Raw genomic sequence first — 21,962 nt, 5'->3', positions numbered from 1 at the left:
GGCGCATCGGCGCAAGCCGATACTGGGCAAGGTAGCTCCTCGTCCTGCGGACCATAACCTGAAGGTCACAGGTTCAAATCCTGTCCCCGCAACCAGATACAAGAACAGCCCGGCTCAGCCCGGGCTGTTCTTGTATCTGGCCCACGGTGGCCATCGATTTGCTCCGGCTCAGGGGCCCGCAAGGAGGCGTCAGACGACGCCGCGGGACAACGACAAATCCTGTCCCCGCTACCAAATACAAAAAAACCGGCCCAGCCAAAAAGCCGACAGGCTTTTTGGTTTTGAAGCCCGCTAAGGGCTCTAAGAGCCTTGATCCTGCAAGCGATTCCAGGCGTGCATACGGTTGGCGACCTGCACCGCGATCGGATGGAACGGGACCGGTTTCATGTTGGTGACCGGCAGCGGCATCTGCCCGTCCGTACGCCGGCCTGCTGCCCAGCGGCCGATGTCCTGGCCAAGCGACATCGAAAGTGCCACGCCACGGCCGGAATAGACGCCACCAAACACAAGGCCGGGCGCTAGGCGATAAAGGCGCGGCCTGCGGTCAGGCACCACCGCGAAAGTCCCGTGCCAATATTCCACCATCTCCGGCGCGCCGCCAAACGCCGGAAATGCCTTGCCCAGCATGCGCGAGACCTTGGTCCGGCCGCGATCGGCTTCGTCAAACCAGAATGTATGCGTACCGCCGCTGACCAGCCGATTGTCGCGGTCATAGTGGAAATAGCGGATGTCGTTGCGCATGTCGGATACGGCCGGATTGCCGACAAGGATTTTCGCGCGCACGTCCTGCGGCAGCGGGTTGGTCGCCGCCTGGAACACCTTGAGCGGCACCAGCGTCTTCTTGAGCTCTGGCCATATGTCGCCGGTCAGCGCGTTGGTCGCCAGCACGACCTCGGGTGCGGTGACGCTTCCCGACGCGGTGAAGACGCGCCAGCCGCCTCCCTCCTTCTCGATCCGCGTTGCACGGGAGTTCTCGCAAATAGTCACGCCTTCGCGCTCCAGCGCGTCCGCAAGGCCGATGGTCATGGCAAACGGATTGATATGGCCTGAATTGTGAACCATCCAGCCGCCGAGATAGGGACTGCCGATGCGTGCGGTGGCTTCGGCGCGGTCAAGGCTGGAGACATTCGCGCCGAAGGCCTTCCATTCCTCGTAGAACTGGCGCGTGCGGGTAAGCGTCGCCTCGGTGTGCGCGGGCTGGATCCAGCCTTCCTGCACCTGGTGCGCATCGATGTTGAAACGCTGCATCAGGCCGAAGGCTACGCCCGCCGCATCCGCCACCATGCGGTTGTAGCGGGTGCCTATGGTCTTTCCGTATGCTGCCTCGAACTCCGAAGGTGATGCCTTGGAATGGTGTGAAATGACGAGGCCGTTGTTGCGGCCGGACGCCGCCGAACCGATCTCGTTACCTTCGAGGAGGATGACATCGACGCCGCTGTCGCGCGCTCCGAGTGCCGCGGCCATGCCGGTGAAGCCCCCGCCGACGATCAGGACATCGGTCTTCAAATCACCCTTGAGCGCCGGTGCCGTCTGACGAAAATTCGCGGTCTTGCGCCAGAGATGCGGCGTCTTCCAGTCGACCTCAAACATGAAGAACGTCCGTGTTTGCCCCGCCGAGATAGTGCTCGCTCAACGCGGAATGCTCGGCCATTTCCTGTGCAGGGGCGTGAAGCTTCACTTTGCCGGTGTTCAGCAGATAGGCGTAGTCGCCGCATTCAAGCGCGAGCTGAACGTTCTGCTCGACAAGCAGGATGGAAATGCCGTTGCGCGACAGGTCGAGGATGATGCGGAAGATCTGGTGAACGATCTTCGGAGCAAGGCCGAGGGACGGTTCATCGAGCATCAGAAGTTTCGGCTCGGCCATCAGCGCCCGACCAATCGCAAGCATCTGCTGCTGGCCGCCGGACATGCGGCTCGCCATGCCATTGCGCCGCTCCTTCAGCACCGGAAAGAGATCGAAGGCCTCGGCGCGTAGCGCTTCAAAGCTCTTGCCGCCCCGGCCGATATGGGCGGCGACCAGATTTTCTTCCACCGTCAGCCGCTGGAAGATCTGGCGGCCTTCCGGGCAATGGGTAATGCCGAGACGCACCACTTGCTCCGGCCGCATGCCGGCGATGTCGCGCCCTTCGAAGGTGATGCTGCCGGCAGTCGGACGCGCAACGCCGGAGATGGAGTTGAGCAGCGTCGTCTTGCCGGCGCCATTCGGGCCGAGAACAACGACGATCTCGTGCGGATCGGCGTCGATGTTTATGTCTTCAAGAACGCCGACGCGTCCGTATCCCGAGCTGAGCCCGGCGATCCTGAGCAGCGGCTCGGATGTCGTCGATGTCATTGGCGGTTCCCAGATAGGCGAGTTGGACGTCGGTGCTGGCCTGCACCTCGGCGGGTGTGCCCTGAAAAAGCAGCTTTCCGTGATGCATGACGATGATGTTGTCGCAGAGCGCCATGACCAGATCCATGTCGTGCTCCACGATGATCGTGATCCGGTCGGGCGAACGCTGGGCGGCGAGCCTGGCGGTCAATTCCGCCGTCTCGTGATGGTTCAGCCCGGCGGCGGGCTCGTCAAGCAGCAGCACACGCGGATTGCAAACCAGCGCGCGGGCGATTTCCAGCATGCGCTGCCGGCCATAGGGCAGGCTGCCTGCTTCCGCGTCGGCATGGCCTTGCAGATCGAAGAAACGCAAGATCTCCATGCATTTCTCGCGCCGACGGTCGCGCCGGGACGAGGCATAGGGCGGCCACAGCACTTCTTTCCAGGTGCCGCCGACATCGGTCGGATAAAAGCAGACCTCGAGGTTTTCGAGCGTCGTCATCTGGTCGAAGAGACGGATGTTCTGGTAGGTGCGGGCGACTCCCGAATTGGCGATCTGATATTTCTTGAGCCTGTCGAGGCGTTTTCCGTCGAGTACGATCGATCCGGAGGAGACGGTGTAGGAGCCGGCGGTCATGTTGATGAGCGTCGACTTGCCGGCGCCGTTGGGTCCGATCACACCATGGATCAGTCCAGGGGCGAAAGAGGCCGTTACGTCATCGATGGCGACGACCTGGCCATATTCCTTGCGCAGTCTGTCAAAGACCAGGGTCATTTGCCGATCAGCCTCCGGATGAGCTTGTCTGGCCCGAAGCTGCGCGGAACGATGCCGGCCGGGCGCACGATGATCAGGAAGATCATCAACAGCCCGAGGAACAGGATGCGCCATTCGGCGAATTCGCGAAGCACTTCCGGCAACAGGATCAGGATCGCGGCACCGGCGACGATGCCGAGAATGTTGCCGATGCCGCCGACCACGATCATCAGCACGATCAGCACGGATTCCTGAAGCGTGAAGCTTTCCGGGCTGACGAAGCGCTGGGAGGCACCGAAGATTGCTCCAGCGATCGAACCGATGGTCGCGGAGGTGGCGAAGGCGGCAAGCTTGGCGTTGGTCGTATTGATGCCGATACCGCGCGCGGCGTCCTGGTCTTCTCGGATCGCTGCCCAGGCCTTGCCGAGGATGGAGCGCTCCAGCCGCCAGGCCACAAGTCCGGCCAGCAGCACGACAACAAGCAAGAGCCAGAAGAAGTCGACGGGCCGCGCGATTTGGATGCCGAGGATCGAAGCCTTGTCGAGGCGGGCTATGCCCTTCGGCCCGCCGGTGAGCCAGTCGAGATTGTTGATGATGATGCGGACGATCTCGCCAAAACCGAGCGTGACGATGGCAAGATAGTCGCCGCGCAGCCTCAACACCGGAATGCCAAGCAAAATGCCCGTGATCGCGCCAAGGCAGGCGGCGACGAGCAGAATGAGCAGGAAGGGCAAATGCAGGTCGAGTTGGGGGCTGGCGAGCAGTGCGTAGCTGTATGCACCGACCGCATAGAAGGCGACGAAGCCGAGATCGAGCAAGCCGGTATAGCCGATGACGATATTCAGGCCGATGCCGAGCAGGATGTAGATCAGCAGGCTGTCGATGACGCGGATGTAGTAGTTGGGCAGGAAGGGCGTCGCCGCGATCAGCGCGATGGCGATGGCAAAGACAAGGAACGCGACGGCCCGGCTTGAACGCGGCCTGACGGCAGCGAGGGTCTCGGCGACGGACATCAGAATTCCCTCTTGTACACGATGCTTTCCTCGGACACGGCCTCGCCCAATATGCCGGCGGGACGAACGAGAAGCACGAGTATGAGGATGGCGAAGGTGAGCACGTCGCGATATTCAGTGCCCAGAACGCCATGGGTGACGATGGGCAGCAAGGCGGTTCCGCCAACTTCGACGAAAGCGAGGATGAAGGCGCCAAGCATGGCGCCAGGAATGGAGCCGATGCCGCCGAGGATCGCCGCGGTGAAGGCCTTAAGGCCAATGACGGCACCCATGGACGGCGACATGATGCCGTAATAGCTTGCATAGAGGATGCCGCCCGCCGCGCCGAGCAGCGGGCCGACGAAGAACACCATGGAGATCGCGCCGTTGACGTTGATGCCGAGAAGCTGTGCGGTGGGCCGGCTTTCCGAAACGGCGCGCACGATGATGCCGATACGGCTGCGGTTGACGAGAAAATAGAGGCCGAACATCAACACGAAGGCGGCAACCAGGATGCCGATCTGCATCGAGGTGATTGTGCCCCCCATCACCTCGTAGCGGACGACGGGGAAGAAGCTCGGAAAGGCGACCGGCTGTGGCCCGGCAAGAATCTGTATGCCGGTGACCAGCGAGAGCGAAACGCCAAGCGAAGAGAGCATCGGCGCAAGCCGGGTGGAGTTTCTCAACGGCTTATAGGCGACGCGTTCAATGCCGACGCCGATGAAGCCCACCAGGAAGATAGCCACGAGAAAGGCCACGGTAAGCGCGATCGCGCCCGCCATGCCGACATCGCCAACGAGCATGCTGAGAACCAGAAAGGCGACATAGGCGCCGAGCATGAACATCTCGCCATGAGCGAAATTGATCATGCGCAACACGCCATAGACCATGGTGTAGCCGAGCGCGATCAACGCGTAGATCGAGCCGATGGTCAACGCGTTGACCGTCTGCTGAATGAGGTTTCCCAGCATGGGCTGGCGTCCTGTGCAATGAGTTCCGATCGACCGGTCGAACCGGCCATCGCATTCTTGTCAGGCGCGGCCGTCAAGAGGCAAGAGGAGCCGCCTTCAAAAGGCAGGCGGCTCCCGCGCCCGGCTGCTATTTTGAGCCGACAAGCTGGAAGGCCGATCCCTCCACCTTGTAGAGGTAGGATGGGGCGACTTTGAGTTCGCCTGTGTCGTCGAATTCCAGTTCACCCACGGCGGTCTTGACCTTGACCGCGTGCAGCGCCGCGTTGATGTCCTCGCGCGTCAGGCCCTTGGTTGTCTTGAGCACCTGTTCGAGGATCTGCCCCTGCACATAACCGTAGATCGAGTAGGGGCCGGCGTCCTCACCATACTTGGCCTTGTAGAGCTTGGCGAAATCGGCGATCGCCGGTGAGGCATCCATCGGCGGCACCTGAATGGCGACGAGCGCGCCCTGGACGTTGGGCTCGCCAGCCTGCTTGATGAAGTCCGGTGTATAGCCACCGTCGGGCACGATCAGCGTGGCAGTGATGCCTTGCTCATGCATCTGCTTTGCAAAGAGCGCCAGCTGCGGCATGACGGCACCGAGATAGATCACGTCGGGTTTCTTTGGCTTGATCTGCGCCAGCACCGCGGCGAAGTCCACGTCGCTCGGCGCGACGGCAATCGTGTCGAGGACCTTGCCGCCACCATCCTGGAAGTTCTTGGCGAAGATCTCGGATATTCCCTGCCCGAACACCTGCTTGTCGTTGACGATCAGGGCCGTCTTGGCGCCAAGCTTGCCGAGCGCGTATTCAGCCGGCAGCAGCGCGCCCGCCAGATCGTTCGCGACCGGGCGCACCATGAACTTGTAGCCCTGCTTGGTCAGCGAAGGGTTGGAGCCGAAGGTCATCGTCGGCAGCGTGCAATCCTCGTAGATCGGCAGGGTGGACTGGGCGACGCCGGAATTGAAGTTGACAAGGCCAAGCACCACCTGGGCATTGTCACAGAACTTCTGCGCCACGAGCGTTCCCTCGCGCGGATCTGCCTTGTCGTCTTCCTGTTCATAGGCAATGGTCACGCCATTGACCCCGCCTTCGGCGTTCAGCTTGTCGATATAGAGCTTGAAGCCGTTATGCCATGTGGTGCCGAAATAGGCCTGCGGGCCAGAGAGCGGAGCGGAGAGACCGATCGTGGTCTGCTCAGCCATGGCCGGGCCTGCGAACAGCGATGCTCCGAGAAGGAGCGTGGCGGTAAATTTCCTCATGATGGTTCCCCTTGGCTGCTGGTCACGACAGGAGCGGCCGTTCCGGTTTCTCTCCCTTGGAACCCATCGAAGCAGACAAAGAGACCGTCGTCAAGAAAGTGTCGACACTATTGCGTTCAATTTTGTGCTCAGATATCGATTATGCATCGCGAGCCCTTCGCCGGCGCTTCAAGTCGGCGCCGTTGTCGGGCGCGAAAACCTTGAGCAGGGCGTCCTTGAGCGCCTGCTGCGTCGCGGAGACGGTCATTTCGATATGTTCGCGCAACAGTTTCGCGCCGTTCTCGGCATCCCGCTTGACGGCGGCTTCGACGATCGCCGAATGAGAGGTGATCTGCGCCTTGTCGTGCGAGGGGTGTTCGATCTGGATGCGGCGGATGAAGCGGATGCGCGCATTGATGGAGGCGAGCTGGCCGACAAGTTCCGGATTTCCGGACAGTTCGGCGATGAGCAGATGAAAGCCTTCGTCCTCGGCCAGGATGATATCCGGCGGCTGGTCGCGATAGCCATCGACGATCGCCTCCCAATACTGCCGCAAACGGTCGATTTCGCTGTCTTCAGCGCGCTCGCACATCAGCTTGAAAGCCGCGGATTCAATGATGGAGCGCAGTTCGTAGAGGTCAAGCAGACCCTCGGTGCTGAGGCTCCTGACAAAGAAACCGCGATTGGGCGTGAGCGAAACGAAGCCCTCGGAAGCGAGGCGGTTCAACGCCTCGCGGATTGGCGTGCGCGACACGCCGAGGCTGCGCGAAAGCTGGACTTCGTTGATGCGTTCGCCAGGCTTCAGCTTGAACTCGACCAGAAGCTTGCGGATGGTGGTGTAAGCGCGCTCGCTGCTGTCGGCGCTGCGGCGCGTCTCGGCCTCATTCGCAAGGGACGGGTCGCTGTCGGCGCTGGTCTCGGCTCGTTCGGTCATGAAGATTCCAATCTGATTTGTCTGCAGGCTGTGTCGACACTTTATGGTGCCTCTTTCTTTCCCAACTTCACGGGAATGGCAAGCCGCAGGTTGCAACCCGGGAGACAACGATGATCATAGGCATTCTTGGCGTCGGGCATCTGGCGGCGTCCATGCTGGCTGGGTTCCTGCGTTCCGGGCTCGACCCTGAAACAATCCTGTTGTCTCCGCGCGGCAAGGCCGCCGCGCTTGCCGCCCAGCATGGCTTTCGGCTGGCGACCGACAATCGCGATCTCGTCGAGCGGGCCGATGTCGTGATTGTCGCCGTACGGCCGGCTCAAGCGCCGGAGACGGTCATGGCCCTGCCCTGGCGAGAGGGGCAACTTGTGGTTTCGGTGTGCGCCGGCGTGCCGCTGTCACGGCTTGAGGTCGCGCCCGCGCACACTGTGCGCGCCATGCCATTCACCGCCTCCGAGATTGCCGCCAGCCCGACAGTCTATTTCCCCGACCTTGAGCAGGCGCGGGCAGTTCTCGATCGGCTCGGCCCCGCGATTGCTCTCGCCAGCGAGGCGGACTTCGAAGTGGCGACGGTTAGTGCCGCCGTCTATGGCTGGGCGCAGGATCTGATCCGCAAGACGGCCGAATGGTCGAGTGCCGAAGGTCTCGATCCGGCCATCGCCCGCCGGCTGACGGCCTTGACCTTCGCGGCGGCCGGGCAGTTGATCGCGGAGAAGAGCGAACCCATGGACCAGATGCTCGAAGAGCTGGTGACACCGGGTGGCATCACCGAGCGAGGCCTGCAGGTTCTTTCGGCACGCGGCGTGCCAGCAGCCTGGGAGGAAGCTTGCGCGGCGGTGCTCGACAAATTGACCGGGCAAGGCTGATGCGCGGCGTCGCTGACGCCACATCCGCTCACCGCTGCGGCGCGGGCGGATAGACCTGGCCGCCGGCTGCCTGTTCGCTTGGCGCGACGGTCAATTCGGCGATGTCGACATGGTCCGGCATCCGTAGCGCGGCGACAAGCACTGCGGCAATGTCCGCCGGGCCGAGTGGCCGCTGTTGGGAGTACATGCGTTTGCGCAGGCCCTCGCGGTCGCCGTCGAAGGCCTTCAGGTAGAAGTCCGTTTCAACACGGCCAGGCGCGATCTCGGTCAGCCGCACGCCCGTGCCCGCGAGGTCGAAGCGCAGAATACGGCCGGCCTGGGAAAGGCCGGCCTTGGCCGCACCATAGGCTGTCGTGCCGGGAAAGACGGCGCTGGCCGCCGTGCTGGTCAGGTTGAAGATGTGGCCACGCTTGCGTGCGATCATGCCAGGCAGCAACAAGCGTATGAGCTGCAACGGCGCAGTGAGGTTAAGCGCCACCACCTCGGCTGTTTCCTCCGCGCTCTGTTCATGAAGCGGACGCACGGTTGCCAGACCGCCGGCATTGTTGACCAGCACGTGGATTTCCGTCGAACCGAGTGCGGAGGCGATCGCTTCGATGTCGCGTACATCGGCGACAAGCGGCTTGACGCTTGGTCCGAGCCGCGCCTGCAGGACCTGCAGTGCGTCGTGGTTGCGCGCCAGCGCATGGACGGTCAATCCTTCCATGACCAGGCTCTCGACGATCGCCGCGCCGATGCCCTTCGAGGCACCGGTTACCAGAGCAGTACGGTAGTTCATTGCCGTTCTCCTGAACCGTGACGATCAGAGCGCGCCGCGTTCGGCCACCGTTTTCAGAATGCCGACCAGGCCAGCCTCTCGCGCGGCCTTCAGGTCGTCCTGGCTGCGTCCGTCCACCGCCGCATTTGTCGAAGCCGTGATCGCGCGGATCGTTTCGTCGTCGAGCTTCGCGTCGAGCAGCGTGTCCCAGATCGCCTGATAGGTCGGGCCATATTTGTGAAGGAAGTCCTCGATGCCATCGGCGTTGAGGCTGTTGGAAATGAACGAGCCTTGCAGGGTCCATTTCGCACCCGGCCCATACATGAAGGCACGATCCACGTCCTCGACGGAGGCGACGCCGTCGCGCACCAGCGCGATTGCCTCGCGCCACATCGCACCCATCAGGCGCAGGGCGATATGGCCGGTCACTTCCCGGTTGAGCGTCACCGGCTTTTTGCCGATTGCTTCATAGATGGCGCGTGCCCGGGCGATGGCTTGTGGATCGGTCGCCTTGCCGCCGACGATCTCGACCAGCGGCATCAGATGCGCCGGGTTGAAGGGATGACCGAGCACGATGCGGCCGGGCCGGCGGCACTCGCCCTGCATGTCGGACACCAGCAGGGCCGAGGAGGAGGAAGCAATGACGACCTCATCACCGACATGGCCTTCGATCTCGGCCAGCAGCCGGCGCTTCAGCGGCAGATCTTCAGGGCCGTTCTCCTGCAAGAAATCTACGCCTTCGAGCGTCTCGGCGAGCGTCGGGAAAAGGCGGATCGCACCAGGCGCGGACGAGGCCCCCTTCAACGCGTCGAGATCGGCCATCAGTGCGGGCAACGCCTCGCTGAAAGCAGCCTCGCGCCGCTCCGTCGGGTCGAACACGCGCACTTTGTGGCCGGCATGGGCAAAGCAAGCCGTCCAGCGCTGCCCGATCACGCCGAAACCGACAATGCCGATGGTCAGCTTTTCCATTACCCGGCCCTCCTTCCGTCAAGCGCGGCGCGGAAGGCCTCGTTGAGGTCGTTCCACGGGATGAGAAGATCGAGCCAGGCGCCGATCCGCCCGGCAACCAGGATGGCCTCGTCGATCAGGGTATCGAAAGGATAGCCATCGCCCATTGCCGCCTTGAGCCGGAAAAGCAGGGCCGGTGTTTCCTCCATGTGGCAGAAGTCGCGCAGGCGGGTCGCGGTCTTGTCAAGCGCCAGCGCGGCTACCTGGCGTAGCACCACCTCGTCCTTTCTGCCGCGCTCGGCGCGTATCCACCACAGCAATTCGTGCAGCACCCGCGCCTCCGACTCGGCGGTGAAGACAGGACCCGCAGGGTGCATGATGGCGCGCGAGGCGGTGACCCGGCTGATGTCGGCGGGACATGCCGCCCACAGTGCCTTGCGCGCAGCGATGATATCCCGCGGCAGCGGCGACGGCGCCAACGGCTCCCGCGCGCTGCCATCCGATCTGCCAAGTGTGCCTTCCAGGATGCGGCGGCCCTGGTCCCGCTTCAGTGTCGCGGCAAGCTCGGCAATGCCTTCCACCGGCGCGTCGAGATGGCCGAGAACGGTGATCTCGGCATTTTCCGCCTGGAGCGGCGCGAAGGTAATTTCGAGGAACTGCCGCACCGGCCAGTAGATGAAAGCGCCGGCGGTCGCGGCAAGCACATGCGTCGCCCCCTCCAGATCCTCCACGAAGGGGGCATGCCAATAGATATGGCTGCCGGCGATCTTGGGCGTATGAAGCTGCAGGCGCATGGGCAGAACCGAAAGCAGCGCACGGCGAGTGCGCTCGGCATCGCCGGTGAGGCGTAGCGGCCAGCTGCGCCCCTCGGCAGAGAAAATCAGGTCCATCTTACTTTCCGGGATTGAAGAAGGAGACAGGTTTGAGGATCTGGTTGCGCATGTCGAGAAGGTAATCGGTCTCGATCACCTTGCGTCGATAGGCCTGCCATTCGGGATCGGCTTCCATGCGGTCGCGCTGCTCTTCCCGATCGGCAAGGCTATCATATTTCCACAGATGCACGGTGCGCGAGAGGTCGCCGATATGCGTCTGGAAGAAGCCGAAGGGCTCGCCCAGATAATGTCGCTGCATCGGCAGGCCGACCTCCTCGTAGAGCGTGAGGAAATGCGACAGCTTGTTTGGACGGGCGGTGTAGGTGCGATGGTCGAAGATCATCCTGGGCACTCCTTCTGGCATCCTGCTCCGGCGTCCTCGACGCCGGCGTAACGTGGTCCTGTCTGCCCCCCGCGACCGATCCGCGGGATGAAGCGAACTGCCGGGGCTCAGCCGGCGCTCCGCACGGTCTCGGAGATCAGCCGGGCTGTGAGCGCCGGCGCCTCTATCTGCGGTACATGGCCAATGCCATCGAGAAGATGAACGGCGGCGAAACCCGGCACGCGGGCCGCATGGGCGACCGGGATAATCCGGTCAAGCTTCCCCCAGATGAGCCGCGCCGGGACGTCGAGTTCGGCGAGCGCGGTCGCCAGGTCGAAGCCCTGGGTGCCGTCCGAGAACAGGCTTTCGGCCATCGCCGTGAGTGCATCGCGGTTGCCGGTCTTTTCCATTTGCCTGAGTGCAGCCTGCGCAAAACCACCTGGCAAGGCCGAGGGGGCGCCCACCATGACAGCCAGCCACCGCTCCAGCGCCTGGACTGTCGTCGCGCGGGCAAGGCCGGCAAGGAAGCCTGCATTGATCTCGGGGCCAAGCCCAGCGGGCGCGAGAAGCGTGACCGAACGCACGGCGAGACGGCCGAGCCGGACGAGCGCGAGAGCCGCCGCGCCGCCCAGGGAGTGGCCGACGAGATGGACATTGCCCACGCCCATAGCCTCCAACCGGTCGGAGAGGAGGAAAGCGATCTCTTCGATGGTACTCGCCGTCCTGGCGGCTTCGGTGCCGTGGCCGGGCAGGTCGAGGCTGATTGTCTCGATCCCCGGCCCGAGCAACGGGACGACCTGCCGCCATACGGAACGGTCCGCCCCGAAGCCATGGATGAGGACCACCGGCACTGCCTGTCTGGCCAGCGCTGGTGCGGCAACTGACGGTGTCTGGGCTGCGGCTGGAGTCTGCTGGACCATGCCTTCATCTTCGTTCGCGAGGGCGGCAAGCCTGGCATCGATGTCGCGCTTCTTGATGCGCCCGCGAGGGCCGCTTCCCGAAATGGCGGCAAGGTCGAGCCCGGCGGCGGCGGCAAGCCGCCGGGCAAGTGGGCTGGCGATTGCACGGCTGCCGGGCTGCCGGTCGGAGGTAGGGGCTTCGTCAGCGACAGGCTCGCGCGGCTTGGCGGCAGCGGCGGCAGCTATGGCCGGTGCGAGCGAGGCTGGCTCGCCAGCCATCGGCTTCTCGTCCGCGATCGTGCCGAGCACGGCGCCCACCGGCGCTTCCTGCCCTTCGGCGAAGAAGATTTCCGCCAGCCAGCCGTCGCGATCGGCTTCGATCTCGGTCGCCGCCTTGGCCGTCTCGACGGTGACGACGAGATCACCGGCCTTGACCGGATCGCCTGGTTTCACCGCCCAGGCGATCACCAACACGGCTTCCATATATTCGCCGCCGGCGCTGTCGATCGTGATCGGATGGGTCATCGCCGCCTCCGTCACTTGAGTGTCTGCAGCGCGGCAGTGCGGATCTTTTCGGCATTCGGCAGCATCGCCGTTTCCAGCGGTTCGGAGTACGGGATCGGCATGTCCGGCAGCGTGACGCGTGCGACCGGCGCGTCGAGCTCGTCGAAAGCGTGGTCCATGATCGTTGCCGAAAGCTCGGCGGCATAGCCGCAGAAGCGCCATCCTTCGTTGACCACCACGGCATGGTGGGTTTTCGTGATCGAGGCGACAATGGCGTTGACGTCGAGCGGGCGCAGCGACCGGAGGTCGACGATTTCGGCCGAAACGCCGTCAGCCGCGAGAAGGTCGGCGGCTTTCAGCGCCTCCACCACCATCTTGGAGGTGGCGAAGATCGAGATATCGCTGCCCTCGCGCATGGTCGCGGCCTTGCCGAGCGGCACCGTCACATCGCCGTCAGGCACCTCGCCACGGGTGTTGTAGAGCAGTTTGTGTTCGAGGAAGACCACCGGCTGGTCGTCGCGGATCGCGGCCTTCAGCATGCCCTTGGCGTCGGCGGGCGTCGACGGGGCAACCACCTTGATGCCGGGTATGTGGGCAAGCATGGAGTCGAGCGCCTTGGAGTGCTGCGCGCCGGCACCGGCGCCGCCGCCGCCCTGCGTGCGCAGCACGAAAGGCATCTTCACCTGGCCGTTCCAGATGTAGTTGTAGATCGAGGCCTGGTTGACCAGCGCATCGAGCGTCAGCGGTATGAAGTCCGCATACATGATTTCCAGCACCGGACGGGTGCCGGTCATGGCCGCGGTCACCGCCATGGCGGTCATAGCCTGTTCGGAGATCGGCGTGTCGCGCACGCGCGTCTCGCCGAATTCCTCCATCAGCCCTTTTGTCACCTTGAAGACGCCGCCATAGCGGCCGATGTCCTCGCCGAAGAGGAAGACGGAAGGATCGGCCTGCATCTCTTCGCGCAGCGCCGCATTGAGCGCCTCGGCGTACCGCATCATGGCCATGTCAGTGCGCCTCGCTGTAGGGATTGCAGGCTTCGTCGACGGAAAATTCCGGCAGGGGATCGGACAGCGCGGTCTCGAAGGCTTCGGCCACCTCGGCCTTGGCCGCCGCCTCGATGTCGGCGAGCTTAGTCTCGCCGACATCGCCAAGAAGTGCCTTGCGCGAAACCAGCAGCGGGTCGCGTGCCTTCCAGGCGGCGATGTCCTGCGGCTTCTGGTAGCCGCCCATGTCGGAGGTGGAAAAGCCTTCGATGCGATAGGTCTTGCATTCGACCATGCCGGGGCCTTCGCCGCGCCGGGCGCGCTCGGTCATGGCAGACACGGCGCGGTAGACGGCGACAGCATCGTTGCCGTCGACGATCTCGGCCGGCATCGCGTAGCCGGCGGCGCGGATCGACAGATCCGCGACCGGCGACTGCACATCCGAGGGGACAGTCAGGCCGAACTGGTTGTGCTCGAGCACGAAGACGACAGGCAGCTTCCACAGCCCGGCCATGTTCATTGCCTCGTGGCAGATGCCGGTCTGGGCGGCGCCGTCGCCGAAGATGCACATGGCGACGTTGCCGTTGCCAAGGATTTGCATGGACAGAGCCATGCCGGTTGCCGCCGGGATGCCCGCGCCAACGATGGCGTTGCCGCCGATCACACCCTTTTCGGCATCGGCTATCAGCATGTGGCCGGCGCGCCCGCCGCAGGCGCCGGTGGCGCGGCCAAGGATTTCGGCAACCACGGGACGCATGGCCATGCCCTTGCCAATATAGACGGCATGGCCGCGATGGGTGGTGGCGACCTTGTCGCCCGTCTCCAGCGCCGCCGTGGCCGCGACACCGACAGCTTCCTGGCCGTCGCAACGATGGATCGGACCGCGCGTGCGCCCCTCCTTGTGGAGCGCACCAAGGCTCTCTTCCAGATGCCGCACCAGCAGCATCCGGCGATAGATTTCCAGATGTTGTTCGACGGAAGGAGTGTTTTTCACGGCTGTCCCCGATCTCATGCCGAAATTAAATACAAAAGTGTCGACACTTTGCAAGGGCTTCCGCGAGGCAAGGTCGAAACAAGTCTGGAAAACAGGATCGATAATGCGGCGGACTACCCACTTTGGCCGGCCGGCGGGATGGAGCGCAGGGCGCCGAGCATCGCATCGAGATCGGCGCATGGCACGCAACCGAGCTTTGCGATGTCCTCGGTCACATCCACCGGCAGGCCGGAATTGGACTCTTTCGGCACTTCGTTCAGCCGCCCGCCGATGAGCACCGGCAGGACGAGTCCGCGCGCCGCCATCGCTGCCTTCACCGACTGGGCATAGCGAAGCGCCACGCCATTGTAGGTGCTGATGGCTATGGCATCGGCCCCGGTCTCCGCCGCGCGGGCGACAAGCGCTTCCGGGTCGACGGCCACGCCGGCATCGACGATGGCAATGCCCAGGCCTTCCAGCGCCTGTTCGACGAGATACTTGCCGTGTTCGTGGACGTCGGTCGTACCGATGCAGAGGGTCAGTGGCTCTTGCCTTGCCAGCGGTTTCTGCGTCGAAACCCAGCTTGCAGCCTTGTGGTTGAGCTCGCGGGCCCATTCGGCATGGATCAGTGGCGTGCGTCCGCGCGCGCTTGCCGCTCCCGGGCCGAAAGGCGCCTCCATGCGCTTTGGCCCCATGCGGCGGACGGCGAGCATCAATGCGGCCGGGTCCCCGGTATCCACCCCACGCTCGGCCAGCCCCGTCATGGCGGCATCGGCAAAGCGGCGTCCGCCCGCGACAAGCACATCGGCCATCGCCTCGACCTTGGACCAGTCGAAGACCGGATCGTAGAAAGGCGCGTGCAGCGTGAGCCGGTGCGCGAAGGTCTGCGCGTCGATGATCTCGTCGACATCGGGAATGCGCTGGTTCTCGGTCACCGGCACGGGATTGATCGCATGGCCGGACGGCCATCGCCCGACGGCCAGTATGTCGGCCAGCAGATAGCTTGCTAGGCTTGCGTAATTGCCTGCCGGGGTCGACTGGTAGGAAACGGTGTTGCCGAAGATCATGGTGCCTGGCGTGTCGCTGACCCGGACCAGTGCGGCATGGAAGGCGGTGCGCGACAGCGGATCGCTGAAATGGTGGCCGTAGCAATGGGCGAGCCGCGCGCCGATCAGATCCTCGACGATGTATTTTTCGATCAGCACCATGCCGAGCGCGCAGGCCATGTCGATGAACAGCCCCGCGAATCCGTCGTCGAGATTGGAATGAACAAGGATTTCGGCATCCTGCGCGGCAATCAGGCCGAGCGCGGTGACGGTGGCTTCGGTGGTCGCCACGTCATCGTCCCAGTAAGGCAGCCGGAACGTGAAATACTGTCCCAGATTGCCGACGGCCGTCGCTCCGGCGGCAATGGCGGCGCGGGTGTTTTCCAGCGCGCCCGGCAGTCCGAGCATGAAGTCGCCGAAATGGGCGGCGGCAGGCGCGGCGTTGGTGATGCGTGCGAAATCCTCGGGACCGGTGAGCACGATGCCGGTGCCGCGTGCTGCCTTGGCGCGCATGGCCTGTGGATAGCCCATCGACCAGTCGAGGGTGATGCCGAAACGGTCTACTGTCACGCCTGCCTTGCGGCATTGCCCGTGCACCTCGCCGATCGCCGCAATGGTGCGGTCGACGCTTCTGAAACCGATATGGGCATGCTGCATGACGCGTGTCTCGGCCGCCGCCTTGCGCTTCCATGCAGCCTCGGACGGCATTCCGGTTTCGGTGAGGAAGCGGCAACTGCCGAGGCGCCAGTCGCGCGCCATGGCGCGTCCTTCGGCGAGGAGTTCGGCACCCGGCTTGAGGCGAGGGTCGATGAGAGCGGGGGCAAGTTCAGCGGTCATGATATTTGTTGCCTGCTTCGGCAATGAAACGGCGAATGATGGTGGCAAAACCCTCGGGATCGGCGAGAGGATGAAAATGCGCGCCCGGAACGACCACATGGTTCGCACCCGGTATCGCGGTGGTGATGGCTTCCGAAAGGGCCGGCGGTGTCAGAATATCGCCGGCGGCCGCAATCACCTGGACCGGGGCGGCGATGCGCGGCAGGTCGGCAAGGCGGTCGTGGTCGAGCAGCATGCGCACGCGCGCGGCGCTGACGGCAAGTGGCGCCAGGGTCCGAGGGGCGGCGGTGACCGCCGCCTCGAGTTGCCCGGCACGCGCTTCGAGGTAGGACGGCTCGTGGCAGAGCACATGGCCGAGGCGCTGGTAGGTTTCGGCCATGCCGGCCTCCAGCAGTTCGGCGCGAGCGCTGAAGAGCGCACGGAAACGGGTGTCGGCCCGCGCCCAGGAACTGCTGATCGTGTAGCTCAGGCCGAGTTCGGAATGATCGAGCGCCAGCACCTGAGCGATGGCGCCCCCGGTGGAATGTCCGACAATATGGGCGGGACCACCCGTCCGTGCCAGCAGGCCGGCAATGTCGCTGGCGATCAGGGAAATGGAGTAAGAGCTATTTGGGCGATCGCTGCGGCCCGCGCCGCGATGGTCGGTGACGATGATGCGATGGTCGGCCTCGAGCAGTCCAACGACGCCGGCCCAGAAGCGGCCGTCGCCGCCGAGCCCGGGGATGAGGATGAGGCGCGGGCCATGGCTGCCGAACGTCTCGTAGTGAATGCGGCAACCATCGGCGGCGGTGAAGAAGGTCATCAACGATGGCCTTCCAGATCAAGCAGTTCGCCAAGGGCCGCGACGAGGCTGAGTGCCGTGAGCGCGGAAGTCTTGGGATTGTCGGGCGAGGGCGCGTTAACGAAGCGAAAAGAGGCGGCGCCGGCGGCACTCTCGGCTTCGATCTCGTGGGTGTTGCCGGCCGCCTTCGGATCGGCAATCACGCGCACCGTCACCTTGCCGGCGCCCGCCGCGATTGCCACGGCGAAAGCCGCGTTGAGGTTTCTCGGATAGAGTCTCGCAGCTTCGGCGGGCGCACCCTCGAAAAGGGTAATGGCGCCATTGTCGGCTGAAAGGCCGGCGGAGGCCAGCTCCGCCGCCCAGGCGGCAGGCGGTTTGCGCGAGGTATAGCGCACCCGCGCATCGGGAAGTGCCGCTATCGCTCGCAAATAGTCGAGGCCGCCCAATGCGCCTGATGGCAGGACGAAGCGCGCGCCTCCGCTGCGTGACGCCCCGGCTAGCCGGGCGGCAAGCCCCGGATCGGACAGTGCGCCGACCGAAGCGATGACAGTCGGGATGCCCGCTTCAAGAAGCGCGGGTGCGTATGCGGCCACTGCCTCCTGGCCAGCCGCCTCCACCACTGCTCTTGGGCGTATTCCTATCAGCGCGTCAAGCTGTGTGACCGCGCTGACATTCGGCGGCAGGGCCGGGCATGCGCCTTCGCGCAGCAGAGCCGCCCAGCGAACCGAATCCTGTGGGAAAGCGGAGACGATCTCGCGCGCGATCGTGCCGTAGCCGATAAGGCCGAGCGTCACCATCAGGGCTGCTTCAGGGGTTCTGTTTCAGGGGATCGAACTTGTCGGTAAGGTCGGCTCCGAAGACCGTCTTGCGCTCGATTTCCAGGACGTTTTCCGGGCGCGGAAAATTGGACGGCACGCGGTCGCCCGGTTTGCGCGGCTTGCCGATAAGGCGAAAGAAGTCCTCGAGCCCGTTCAGCACGATCAGCCAGAGCCAGCGCAGGCGTGTCTCGCCATCGTTGATGAACATGTGCCTGACATTCTTCGGCAGGAACACCACGCTGTCCGGGCCTAGCGGATATTCCTTGCCCTCGACGACGGCGCGGCCCTGACCCTCGATGACATAGATCGCCTCCTCGTTGCGGTCATGCGTGTGTTCGCGCACATAGCCGCCCGGCGCGACCGATTGCGTGCCCAGCGCGAAGGGGTGCTCCATGCCGACGATGTGCGGCGCGAGCGCCACGTCGATATGGCCGTTTGCCGGCACCGGCTGCCAATAGCTTTCACGCGTTTGGGAATCGGAAATATGGATGCCGGAGGGTACGGTTGGAAGGCGGGTATCGTCCATGGTTCTGCCTATCGAAAGGGCTACGAAGATCATGCCGAGCACGCTGCTGACTTGCACGAGGTTACAGCGCAAAAAGTGTCGACACAAGAGTAGACAGATTTAATTTTCTGCTCCTATAGTGCCGTGGCGATGCAGCAGGGGACCGCCAATGGATGAATTCGACGTTCTGGTCATCGGGTCGGGGTCGGCGGCCTGTTCGTCGGCATTGAGGGCCGCCAAGGGCGGCCTCAAGGTGCTCGTCATCGAAAAGAGCGAATGGCTGGGCGGCACATCGGCCATGTCCGGTGCCGGGGTCTGGATACCCGCCAATCATGTCGCGGCCGAAGCCGGCATCGCCGACAGCCGCGAGGACGCGCTCACCTATCTGCGCGCAGTCGCGCCCGAAGGGTGGAAGCCGAAGGAAGACACGCTCTGGTGTGCGTTCGTCAGGGCCGCGCCGGACATGCTACGCTTCCTGTCCGGCAACACGCCGCTCGATTTCCGCCTGATCAACGAGCCCGACCCCTTTACCGAAGCGCCGGGCGGCAAGCTCTACGGCCGCATGGTCTCGCCGGGGCCGCTCAGCCGCCGTATCCTGGGCAGGTTCGCACGGAGTCTGCGCCGCTCCACCCTGCCGCACAGCTTCACTTACCAGGAGATCGTCGACCTGGATCTCTATCACCATCCTGTCCGCGCCGGGTTCAAGGTCTGGCCGAGGCTTCTCTGGCGATGGCTGACGAATTCCGGCGGCCAGGGCACGGCTCTGATGACCGGGCTCATCAGGGGCTGCCTCGATGCCGGCGTTACCTTTCGGCTGGGAACGCGCGCCGTGACCCTGCTTCAGGATCCGGACTCGCGCATCACCGGCGCGGAAGTGGAGAGCGAGGGCCGACGAACGAAGATTGTCGCTCGCCGCGGCGTCGTGATCGCAACCGGTGGCTTCGAATGGGATGCCGAGATGCGTGGACACCATTTCCCCGGTGCATTCGACCGGATCGGCAGTCCGCGCGGCAACGAGGGCGACGGCCAGAAACTTGCCGCTTCCGTCGGCGCGCAGCTGGACCGCATGGATCAGGCGAATGTCTACCCCTGCCTGCCGACGCGCTACCAGGGAAAGCCACACGGCTTGCCGATGACCTTCCAGGCCGAGCCGCATTCGATCGTGGTCAATCGCGGTGGAAAGCGCTTTGTCAGCGAAAACGCCTTCAACATCGGCGAGGCGATCGATGCGCGCGGGCCGGACGGCGTGCCCGTCAATCTGCCCTGCTATCTCATCGGCGATCATCGGTTCCTGAAAACGTCACTGCCTTTCCGCTGGTATGCCTCCTATGAGCGCGATTGGGTCAAGAAGGCCGATACAATCGGTGGCCTTGCCGCCAAGCTCGGGCTGCCGGCGGCGGCCCTCGAGGAGACGATCGCCCACTGGAACGGCTTTTGCGCCAAGGGGCACGATGCGGATTTCCACCGCGGTGAGAACGGTTGGGAGGACTACAAGGCGCATGGCCCCGAAAACCGGCTGAAGCCGATCGACAAGCCTCCCTATGTCGGCATGACGATCAATCGCTCGATTCTCGGTACCAAGGGCGGCGCCCGCACCAACGAGCGAGCGCAGGTGTTGAGGCCGGACGGCTCGATCATCCCAGGCCTTTATGCGGCGGGACTTGCCATGGCCAACCCCATCGGCACGCGCGCCGTGGGAGCCGGCACGACCCTCGGTCCCAACATGACCTGGGGCTACATCGCCGCCGAGACGATCCTGCATCAAAACCGATGATCGCGGGGCCCGCAGCCCTCGGCTTCACGCCACGGCGACGCCGCGCGATCGTTTCTTCTCGGCGGACGCGAGCAGATCGACGAAGGCGCGCACCTTGGCGGGCCGGAACCGGGCCTGTGGAAAGACGGCATGGATGCCGCCGGTGGGCAAGCTCCAGTCGGCAAACACCGGCACCAGCCGTCCCTCGGCGATATAGTCGCTGACACTGTAACCCGGAAACACGCCCAGCCCGATGCCGGCGAGCACGCAGTCATGCGGGTTGCAGTCCGGCAAGGCCTGCGATCGAAGCCGGCTTGCCGTCGATGCCTTCAGCAATGTCACGACATGCATCGGAGTATCCCTTCAATGAGGCACTGAGCGCCGATTCGTGCGTCCAGTCAGAACAAGGAAGGGCCGAACTGTCACCCTTGTTCGGCTTCTTTCCCAATGGCGCCGGGATCGCTAATGTCTTTCGGATCAGGGATATGCGCCCGGCATCATCTGCCTTAATGCTGGCAGGAGTTGATGGATAGGCGGGGCTGCGAACGCGCTGATTGCGGCAAGGGGGCGTCATGGAGCAGGGTCGACTGACGAAAAAGGAGCGGCACGAGCTCATCCTGTCGGAAGTGCGCCGGTCGGCGTCGATCCGGATCTCGAAGCTCGCCAGGCGCATCGGTGTCGCCGGCGAAACGATCCGCCGCGATCTCATAGAGCTTGGCGAGGCCGGGCTGCTCAACCGTACCTATGGCGGCGCGACGATTTCACTGGTGACGTCCGAGCCGGCGATTTCCGAACGTGGCCTGACCATGGTCGAGGAACGTGCCCGGATCGGGCGGGGCGCGGCCGGCCTGATCGAAAAGGGGCAGATCGTCATGATCGACGGCGGTTCGACAACCTACGAGGTGGCGCGCAATCTGTCGCAACTGGCGCGCAACCTGACCGTCATCACCAACTCCACCGGCGTGGCGTCGGTGACCGGCGCCAACCCGACGTTCCGCGTCATCCTTTGTCCGGGAACCTATGACAGCCGCGAGGGCAGCGTGCTGGGCGAAGACACCGTCGAATTCGCCCGCCGCTACAATGCCGACATCGCCATCATCGGCGCGTCTGGTCTGACGGTCGATGGCCCGAACGACATGATATCGGGCGCAGCCGCGGTCAAGCGGGCGATGATCTCGCGCGCGCTGTCGACAATGCTGGTAGTGACCAACGACAAGTTCGGCCGCGCCAGCCTCGAGCGCGTGTGCGCGCTCGGCGACATCGCCGACATCGTCACTGACGTCGAGCCCCAGGCCGAGTTGCGCGCGGCGATCGAAGAAGCCGGAACGGAGCTGCATGTTTTCGCAGGCAGCTGACAGCGAGGCATAGGGCAGTGCTTGTTCAGGCGCCATCCCGGTTCGTCAGTGCAATGTGACAACAGCCGGAGCCGTGGCCCGGCGTCCAGATGACATTTTCGAAACGCACGCCGGTCGCCTCGAACAAGCCACGGTCGAAGGCGCCGGCGATGCGGCAGAGCGTGGCGAGCTTTTCATCGCCGAGCCCAGCCTCGGCCCAGGCGTCCTTCAGCGGGCAGCGTTTGACCTGGAAGGCGATGCGGTCGTCGCCGCGTTCGACATCGGTCGGGTACATGCGGCCTCCATCCGGGCTGACCGCCAGGAAGGCTTCGCCGATCGCGTGCGCGTCATTGGGGCCGAACGCGGCGAAAGCGGGCGCGGCCACCTCCTTGCCGCGCTGGTTGATGGCGCGGATCATGATCGCCTCGGCCTTTTCGGCGCCCAGTTCTCCGCTCAGCTCATCGAGGAACAAGCGGTAGAGATCGGCCCGGTTGCGAAAGGCTGAATCGAGTTCGCGCGACAGTTTTTCGGCTCTGGCTTCGGGGTCGGTCATCATGCGCCCTGGCTTGTTGTTTGACCATAA

23 protein-coding genes and 1 pseudogene are annotated in these 21,962 nt (G+C 64.1%); 4 read left to right on the top strand and 20 right to left on the bottom strand.

Annotated features, from left to right (window positions below):
- Positions 1 to 295 (top strand): hypothetical protein (locus tag BLS48_RS35980; RefSeq protein ID WP_208604669.1); only part of this gene is annotated, 295 nt, incomplete at its 5' end.
- A gap of 5 nt (positions 296 to 300) precedes the next feature.
- Here the strand turns inward: BLS48_RS35980 and BLS48_RS25035 are convergent.
- From BLS48_RS25035 to BLS48_RS25005, 7 genes are all read right to left on the bottom strand, one after another.
- Entirely contained in the window at positions 301 to 1,590 is a 1,290-nt protein-coding gene (locus tag BLS48_RS25035) for an NAD(P)/FAD-dependent oxidoreductase (RefSeq protein ID WP_091583559.1), read from the bottom strand.
- Complete coding sequence (locus BLS48_RS25030; protein WP_091583556.1) at positions 1,583 to 2,332, bottom strand: ABC transporter ATP-binding protein; 750 nt, start codon at positions 2,330 to 2,332, stop codon at positions 1,583 to 1,585. Before BLS48_RS25030 ends, BLS48_RS25035 begins: the two co-directional genes overlap by 8 nt.
- On the bottom strand, positions 2,256 to 3,086 hold the full coding sequence (locus BLS48_RS25025; RefSeq protein WP_091583553.1) for an ABC transporter ATP-binding protein: 831 nt from the start codon (positions 3,084 to 3,086) through the stop codon (positions 2,256 to 2,258). Before BLS48_RS25025 ends, BLS48_RS25030 begins: the two co-directional genes overlap by 77 nt.
- Positions 3,083 to 4,078 carry a branched-chain amino acid ABC transporter permease gene (locus BLS48_RS25020; RefSeq protein ID WP_091583551.1) on the bottom strand — a complete coding sequence of 332 codons (996 nt, stop codon included), beginning with the start codon at positions 4,076 to 4,078 and terminating at the stop codon, positions 3,083 to 3,085. Before BLS48_RS25020 ends, BLS48_RS25025 begins: the two co-directional genes overlap by 4 nt.
- Positions 4,078 to 5,028 carry a branched-chain amino acid ABC transporter permease gene (locus BLS48_RS25015; RefSeq protein WP_244529853.1) on the bottom strand — a complete coding sequence of 317 codons (951 nt, stop codon included), beginning with the start codon at positions 5,026 to 5,028 and terminating at the stop codon, positions 4,078 to 4,080. The genes BLS48_RS25020 and BLS48_RS25015 overlap by 1 nt, the downstream gene beginning before the upstream one ends.
- 127 nt (positions 5,029 to 5,155) lie before the next feature.
- Positions 5,156 to 6,268 (bottom strand): branched-chain amino acid ABC transporter substrate-binding protein, encoded by a 1,113-nt coding sequence (locus BLS48_RS25010; protein WP_091583548.1) that lies wholly within the window; start codon positions 6,266 to 6,268, stop codon positions 5,156 to 5,158.
- A 139-nt stretch (positions 6,269 to 6,407) separates the two neighbouring features.
- A complete protein-coding gene (locus tag BLS48_RS25005; protein ID WP_091583545.1) occupies positions 6,408 to 7,181 on the bottom strand; it encodes a GntR family transcriptional regulator in 774 nt (257 codons plus the stop codon).
- Between the two features lie 110 nt (positions 7,182 to 7,291).
- Here BLS48_RS25005 and BLS48_RS25000 point away from each other — a divergent pair, with 110 nt between their 5' ends.
- Positions 7,292 to 8,044 (top strand): pyrroline-5-carboxylate reductase family protein, encoded by a 753-nt coding sequence (locus BLS48_RS25000; RefSeq protein WP_091583542.1) that lies wholly within the window; start codon positions 7,292 to 7,294, stop codon positions 8,042 to 8,044.
- A 28-nt stretch (positions 8,045 to 8,072) separates the two neighbouring features.
- On the opposite strand, the gene BLS48_RS24995 is transcribed toward BLS48_RS25000, so the two are convergent.
- The 11 genes from BLS48_RS24995 to BLS48_RS24945 all read right to left on the bottom strand — a co-directional run bounded on the left by BLS48_RS24995 (position 8,073) and on the right by BLS48_RS24945 (position 18,313).
- Positions 8,073 to 8,822 (bottom strand): SDR family oxidoreductase, encoded by a 750-nt coding sequence (locus BLS48_RS24995; RefSeq protein ID WP_091583539.1) that lies wholly within the window; start codon positions 8,820 to 8,822, stop codon positions 8,073 to 8,075.
- Positions 8,823 to 8,846: 24 nt separating this feature from the next.
- Positions 8,847 to 9,770, bottom strand: coding sequence for a 3-hydroxyacyl-CoA dehydrogenase NAD-binding domain-containing protein (locus BLS48_RS24990; protein WP_091583536.1), 924 nt, complete (start codon positions 9,768 to 9,770; stop codon positions 8,847 to 8,849).
- Entirely contained in the window at positions 9,770 to 10,639 is an 870-nt protein-coding gene (locus BLS48_RS24985; RefSeq protein WP_091583534.1) for a hypothetical protein, read from the bottom strand. The genes BLS48_RS24990 and BLS48_RS24985 overlap by 1 nt, the downstream gene beginning before the upstream one ends.
- Position 10,640: 1 nt before the next feature.
- Complete coding sequence (locus BLS48_RS24980) at positions 10,641 to 10,964, bottom strand: NIPSNAP family protein (protein WP_091583531.1); 324 nt, start codon at positions 10,962 to 10,964, stop codon at positions 10,641 to 10,643.
- Positions 10,965 to 11,071: 107 nt separating this feature from the next.
- On the bottom strand, positions 11,072 to 12,367 hold the full coding sequence (locus BLS48_RS24975; protein ID WP_143019502.1) for an acetoin dehydrogenase dihydrolipoyllysine-residue acetyltransferase subunit: 1,296 nt from the start codon (positions 12,365 to 12,367) through the stop codon (positions 11,072 to 11,074).
- Positions 12,368 to 12,378: 11 nt separating this feature from the next.
- Positions 12,379 to 13,353, bottom strand: coding sequence for an alpha-ketoacid dehydrogenase subunit beta (locus BLS48_RS24970; RefSeq protein WP_091583526.1), 975 nt, complete (start codon positions 13,351 to 13,353; stop codon positions 12,379 to 12,381).
- 1 nt (position 13,354) lies between these two features.
- On the bottom strand, positions 13,355 to 14,326 hold the full coding sequence (locus BLS48_RS24965) for a thiamine pyrophosphate-dependent dehydrogenase E1 component subunit alpha (RefSeq protein ID WP_167365237.1): 972 nt from the start codon (positions 14,324 to 14,326) through the stop codon (positions 13,355 to 13,357).
- A gap of 113 nt (positions 14,327 to 14,439) precedes the next feature.
- Positions 14,440 to 16,188: a cobalamin-dependent protein gene (locus BLS48_RS24960; protein ID WP_091583520.1), complete on the bottom strand. Its 1,749-nt coding sequence runs from the start codon at positions 16,186 to 16,188 to the stop codon at positions 14,440 to 14,442.
- Positions 16,178 to 16,990 (bottom strand): alpha/beta fold hydrolase, encoded by an 813-nt coding sequence (locus BLS48_RS24955; protein ID WP_091583516.1) that lies wholly within the window; start codon positions 16,988 to 16,990, stop codon positions 16,178 to 16,180. The genes BLS48_RS24960 and BLS48_RS24955 overlap by 11 nt, the downstream gene beginning before the upstream one ends.
- Positions 16,990 to 17,766, bottom strand: a complete 777-nt coding sequence (locus BLS48_RS24950; RefSeq protein WP_091583513.1) for an aspartate dehydrogenase — start codon at positions 17,764 to 17,766, stop codon at positions 16,990 to 16,992. Before BLS48_RS24950 ends, BLS48_RS24955 begins: the two co-directional genes overlap by 1 nt.
- A gap of 10 nt (positions 17,767 to 17,776) precedes the next feature.
- Positions 17,777 to 18,313: a cupin domain-containing protein gene (locus tag BLS48_RS24945; RefSeq protein WP_091583602.1), complete on the bottom strand. Its 537-nt coding sequence runs from the start codon at positions 18,311 to 18,313 to the stop codon at positions 17,777 to 17,779.
- A gap of 148 nt (positions 18,314 to 18,461) precedes the next feature.
- On the opposite strand from BLS48_RS24945, the gene BLS48_RS24940 reads away from it, so the two are divergent.
- A complete protein-coding gene (locus BLS48_RS24940) occupies positions 18,462 to 20,066 on the top strand; it encodes an FAD-dependent oxidoreductase (RefSeq protein ID WP_091583510.1) in 1,605 nt (534 codons plus the stop codon).
- 24 nt (positions 20,067 to 20,090) lie between these two features.
- Here BLS48_RS24940 and BLS48_RS24935 read toward each other — a convergent pair.
- A pseudogene (locus BLS48_RS24935) lies at positions 20,091 to 20,315 on the bottom strand (LysR substrate-binding domain-containing protein); the annotation flags it as partial.
- A gap of 302 nt (positions 20,316 to 20,617) precedes the next feature.
- Here BLS48_RS24935 and BLS48_RS24930 point away from each other — a divergent pair.
- Positions 20,618 to 21,400 (top strand): DeoR/GlpR family DNA-binding transcription regulator, encoded by a 783-nt coding sequence (locus BLS48_RS24930; RefSeq protein ID WP_091583508.1) that lies wholly within the window; start codon positions 20,618 to 20,620, stop codon positions 21,398 to 21,400.
- A 25-nt stretch (positions 21,401 to 21,425) separates the two neighbouring features.
- On the opposite strand, the gene BLS48_RS24925 is transcribed toward BLS48_RS24930, so the two are convergent.
- Positions 21,426 to 21,932, bottom strand: a complete 507-nt coding sequence (locus BLS48_RS24925; RefSeq protein ID WP_091583599.1) for an L-2-amino-thiazoline-4-carboxylic acid hydrolase — start codon at positions 21,930 to 21,932, stop codon at positions 21,426 to 21,428.
- Positions 21,933 to 21,962: the final 30 nt, after the last annotated feature.

Source organism: Mesorhizobium qingshengii (assembly GCF_900103325.1).
GTDB lineage: Bacteria > Pseudomonadota > Alphaproteobacteria > Rhizobiales > Rhizobiaceae > Mesorhizobium > Mesorhizobium qingshengii.
Note: the sequence above shows the minus strand (reverse complement) of the source record. Positions and strands in the feature narration are given on the sequence as shown.

Bases quoted from the DNA above. Each gene is read 5' to 3' on its own strand.
- BLS48_RS25025 (WP_091583553.1), bottom strand. From the start codon at position 3,086: ATGACCCTGGTCTTTGACAGACTGCGCAAGGAATATGGCCAGGTCGTC.
- BLS48_RS24970 (WP_091583526.1), bottom strand. From the start codon at position 13,353: ATGGCCATGATGCGGTACGCCGAGGCGCTCAATGCGGCGCTGCGCGAA.
- BLS48_RS24950 (WP_091583513.1), bottom strand. From the start codon at position 17,766: ATGGTGACGCTCGGCCTTATCGGCTACGGCACGATCGCGCGCGAGATC.
- BLS48_RS24945 (WP_091583602.1), bottom strand. From the start codon at position 18,313: ATGGACGATACCCGCCTTCCAACCGTACCCTCCGGCATCCATATTTCC.
- BLS48_RS24975 (WP_143019502.1), bottom strand. From the start codon at position 12,367: ATGACCCATCCGATCACGATCGACAGCGCCGGCGGCGAATATATGGAA.
- BLS48_RS25005 (WP_091583545.1), bottom strand. From the start codon at position 7,181: ATGACCGAACGAGCCGAGACCAGCGCCGACAGCGACCCGTCCCTTGCG.
- BLS48_RS24925 (WP_091583599.1), bottom strand. From the start codon at position 21,932: ATGACCGACCCCGAAGCCAGAGCCGAAAAACTGTCGCGCGAACTCGAT.
- BLS48_RS25010 (WP_091583548.1), bottom strand. From the start codon at position 6,268: ATGAGGAAATTTACCGCCACGCTCCTTCTCGGAGCATCGCTGTTCGCA.
- BLS48_RS24960 (WP_091583520.1), bottom strand. From the start codon at position 16,188: ATGACCGCTGAACTTGCCCCCGCTCTCATCGACCCTCGCCTCAAGCCG.
- BLS48_RS24955 (WP_091583516.1), bottom strand. From the start codon at position 16,990: ATGACCTTCTTCACCGCCGCCGATGGTTGCCGCATTCACTACGAGACG.
- BLS48_RS25000 (WP_091583542.1), top strand. From the start codon at position 7,292: ATGATCATAGGCATTCTTGGCGTCGGGCATCTGGCGGCGTCCATGCTG.
- BLS48_RS24995 (WP_091583539.1), bottom strand. From the start codon at position 8,822: ATGAACTACCGTACTGCTCTGGTAACCGGTGCCTCGAAGGGCATCGGC.
- BLS48_RS25035 (WP_091583559.1), bottom strand. From the start codon at position 1,590: ATGTTTGAGGTCGACTGGAAGACGCCGCATCTCTGGCGCAAGACCGCG.
- BLS48_RS25030 (WP_091583556.1), bottom strand. From the start codon at position 2,332: ATGACATCGACGACATCCGAGCCGCTGCTCAGGATCGCCGGGCTCAGC.
- BLS48_RS24980 (WP_091583531.1), bottom strand. From the start codon at position 10,964: ATGATCTTCGACCATCGCACCTACACCGCCCGTCCAAACAAGCTGTCG.
- BLS48_RS24990 (WP_091583536.1), bottom strand. From the start codon at position 9,770: ATGGAAAAGCTGACCATCGGCATTGTCGGTTTCGGCGTGATCGGGCAG.
- BLS48_RS25015 (WP_244529853.1), bottom strand. From the start codon at position 5,028: ATGCTGGGAAACCTCATTCAGCAGACGGTCAACGCGTTGACCATCGGC.
- BLS48_RS24985 (WP_091583534.1), bottom strand. From the start codon at position 10,639: ATGGACCTGATTTTCTCTGCCGAGGGGCGCAGCTGGCCGCTACGCCTC.
- BLS48_RS25020 (WP_091583551.1), bottom strand. From the start codon at position 4,078: ATGTCCGTCGCCGAGACCCTCGCTGCCGTCAGGCCGCGTTCAAGCCGG.
- BLS48_RS24930 (WP_091583508.1), top strand. From the start codon at position 20,618: ATGGAGCAGGGTCGACTGACGAAAAAGGAGCGGCACGAGCTCATCCTG.
- BLS48_RS24940 (WP_091583510.1), top strand. From the start codon at position 18,462: ATGGATGAATTCGACGTTCTGGTCATCGGGTCGGGGTCGGCGGCCTGT.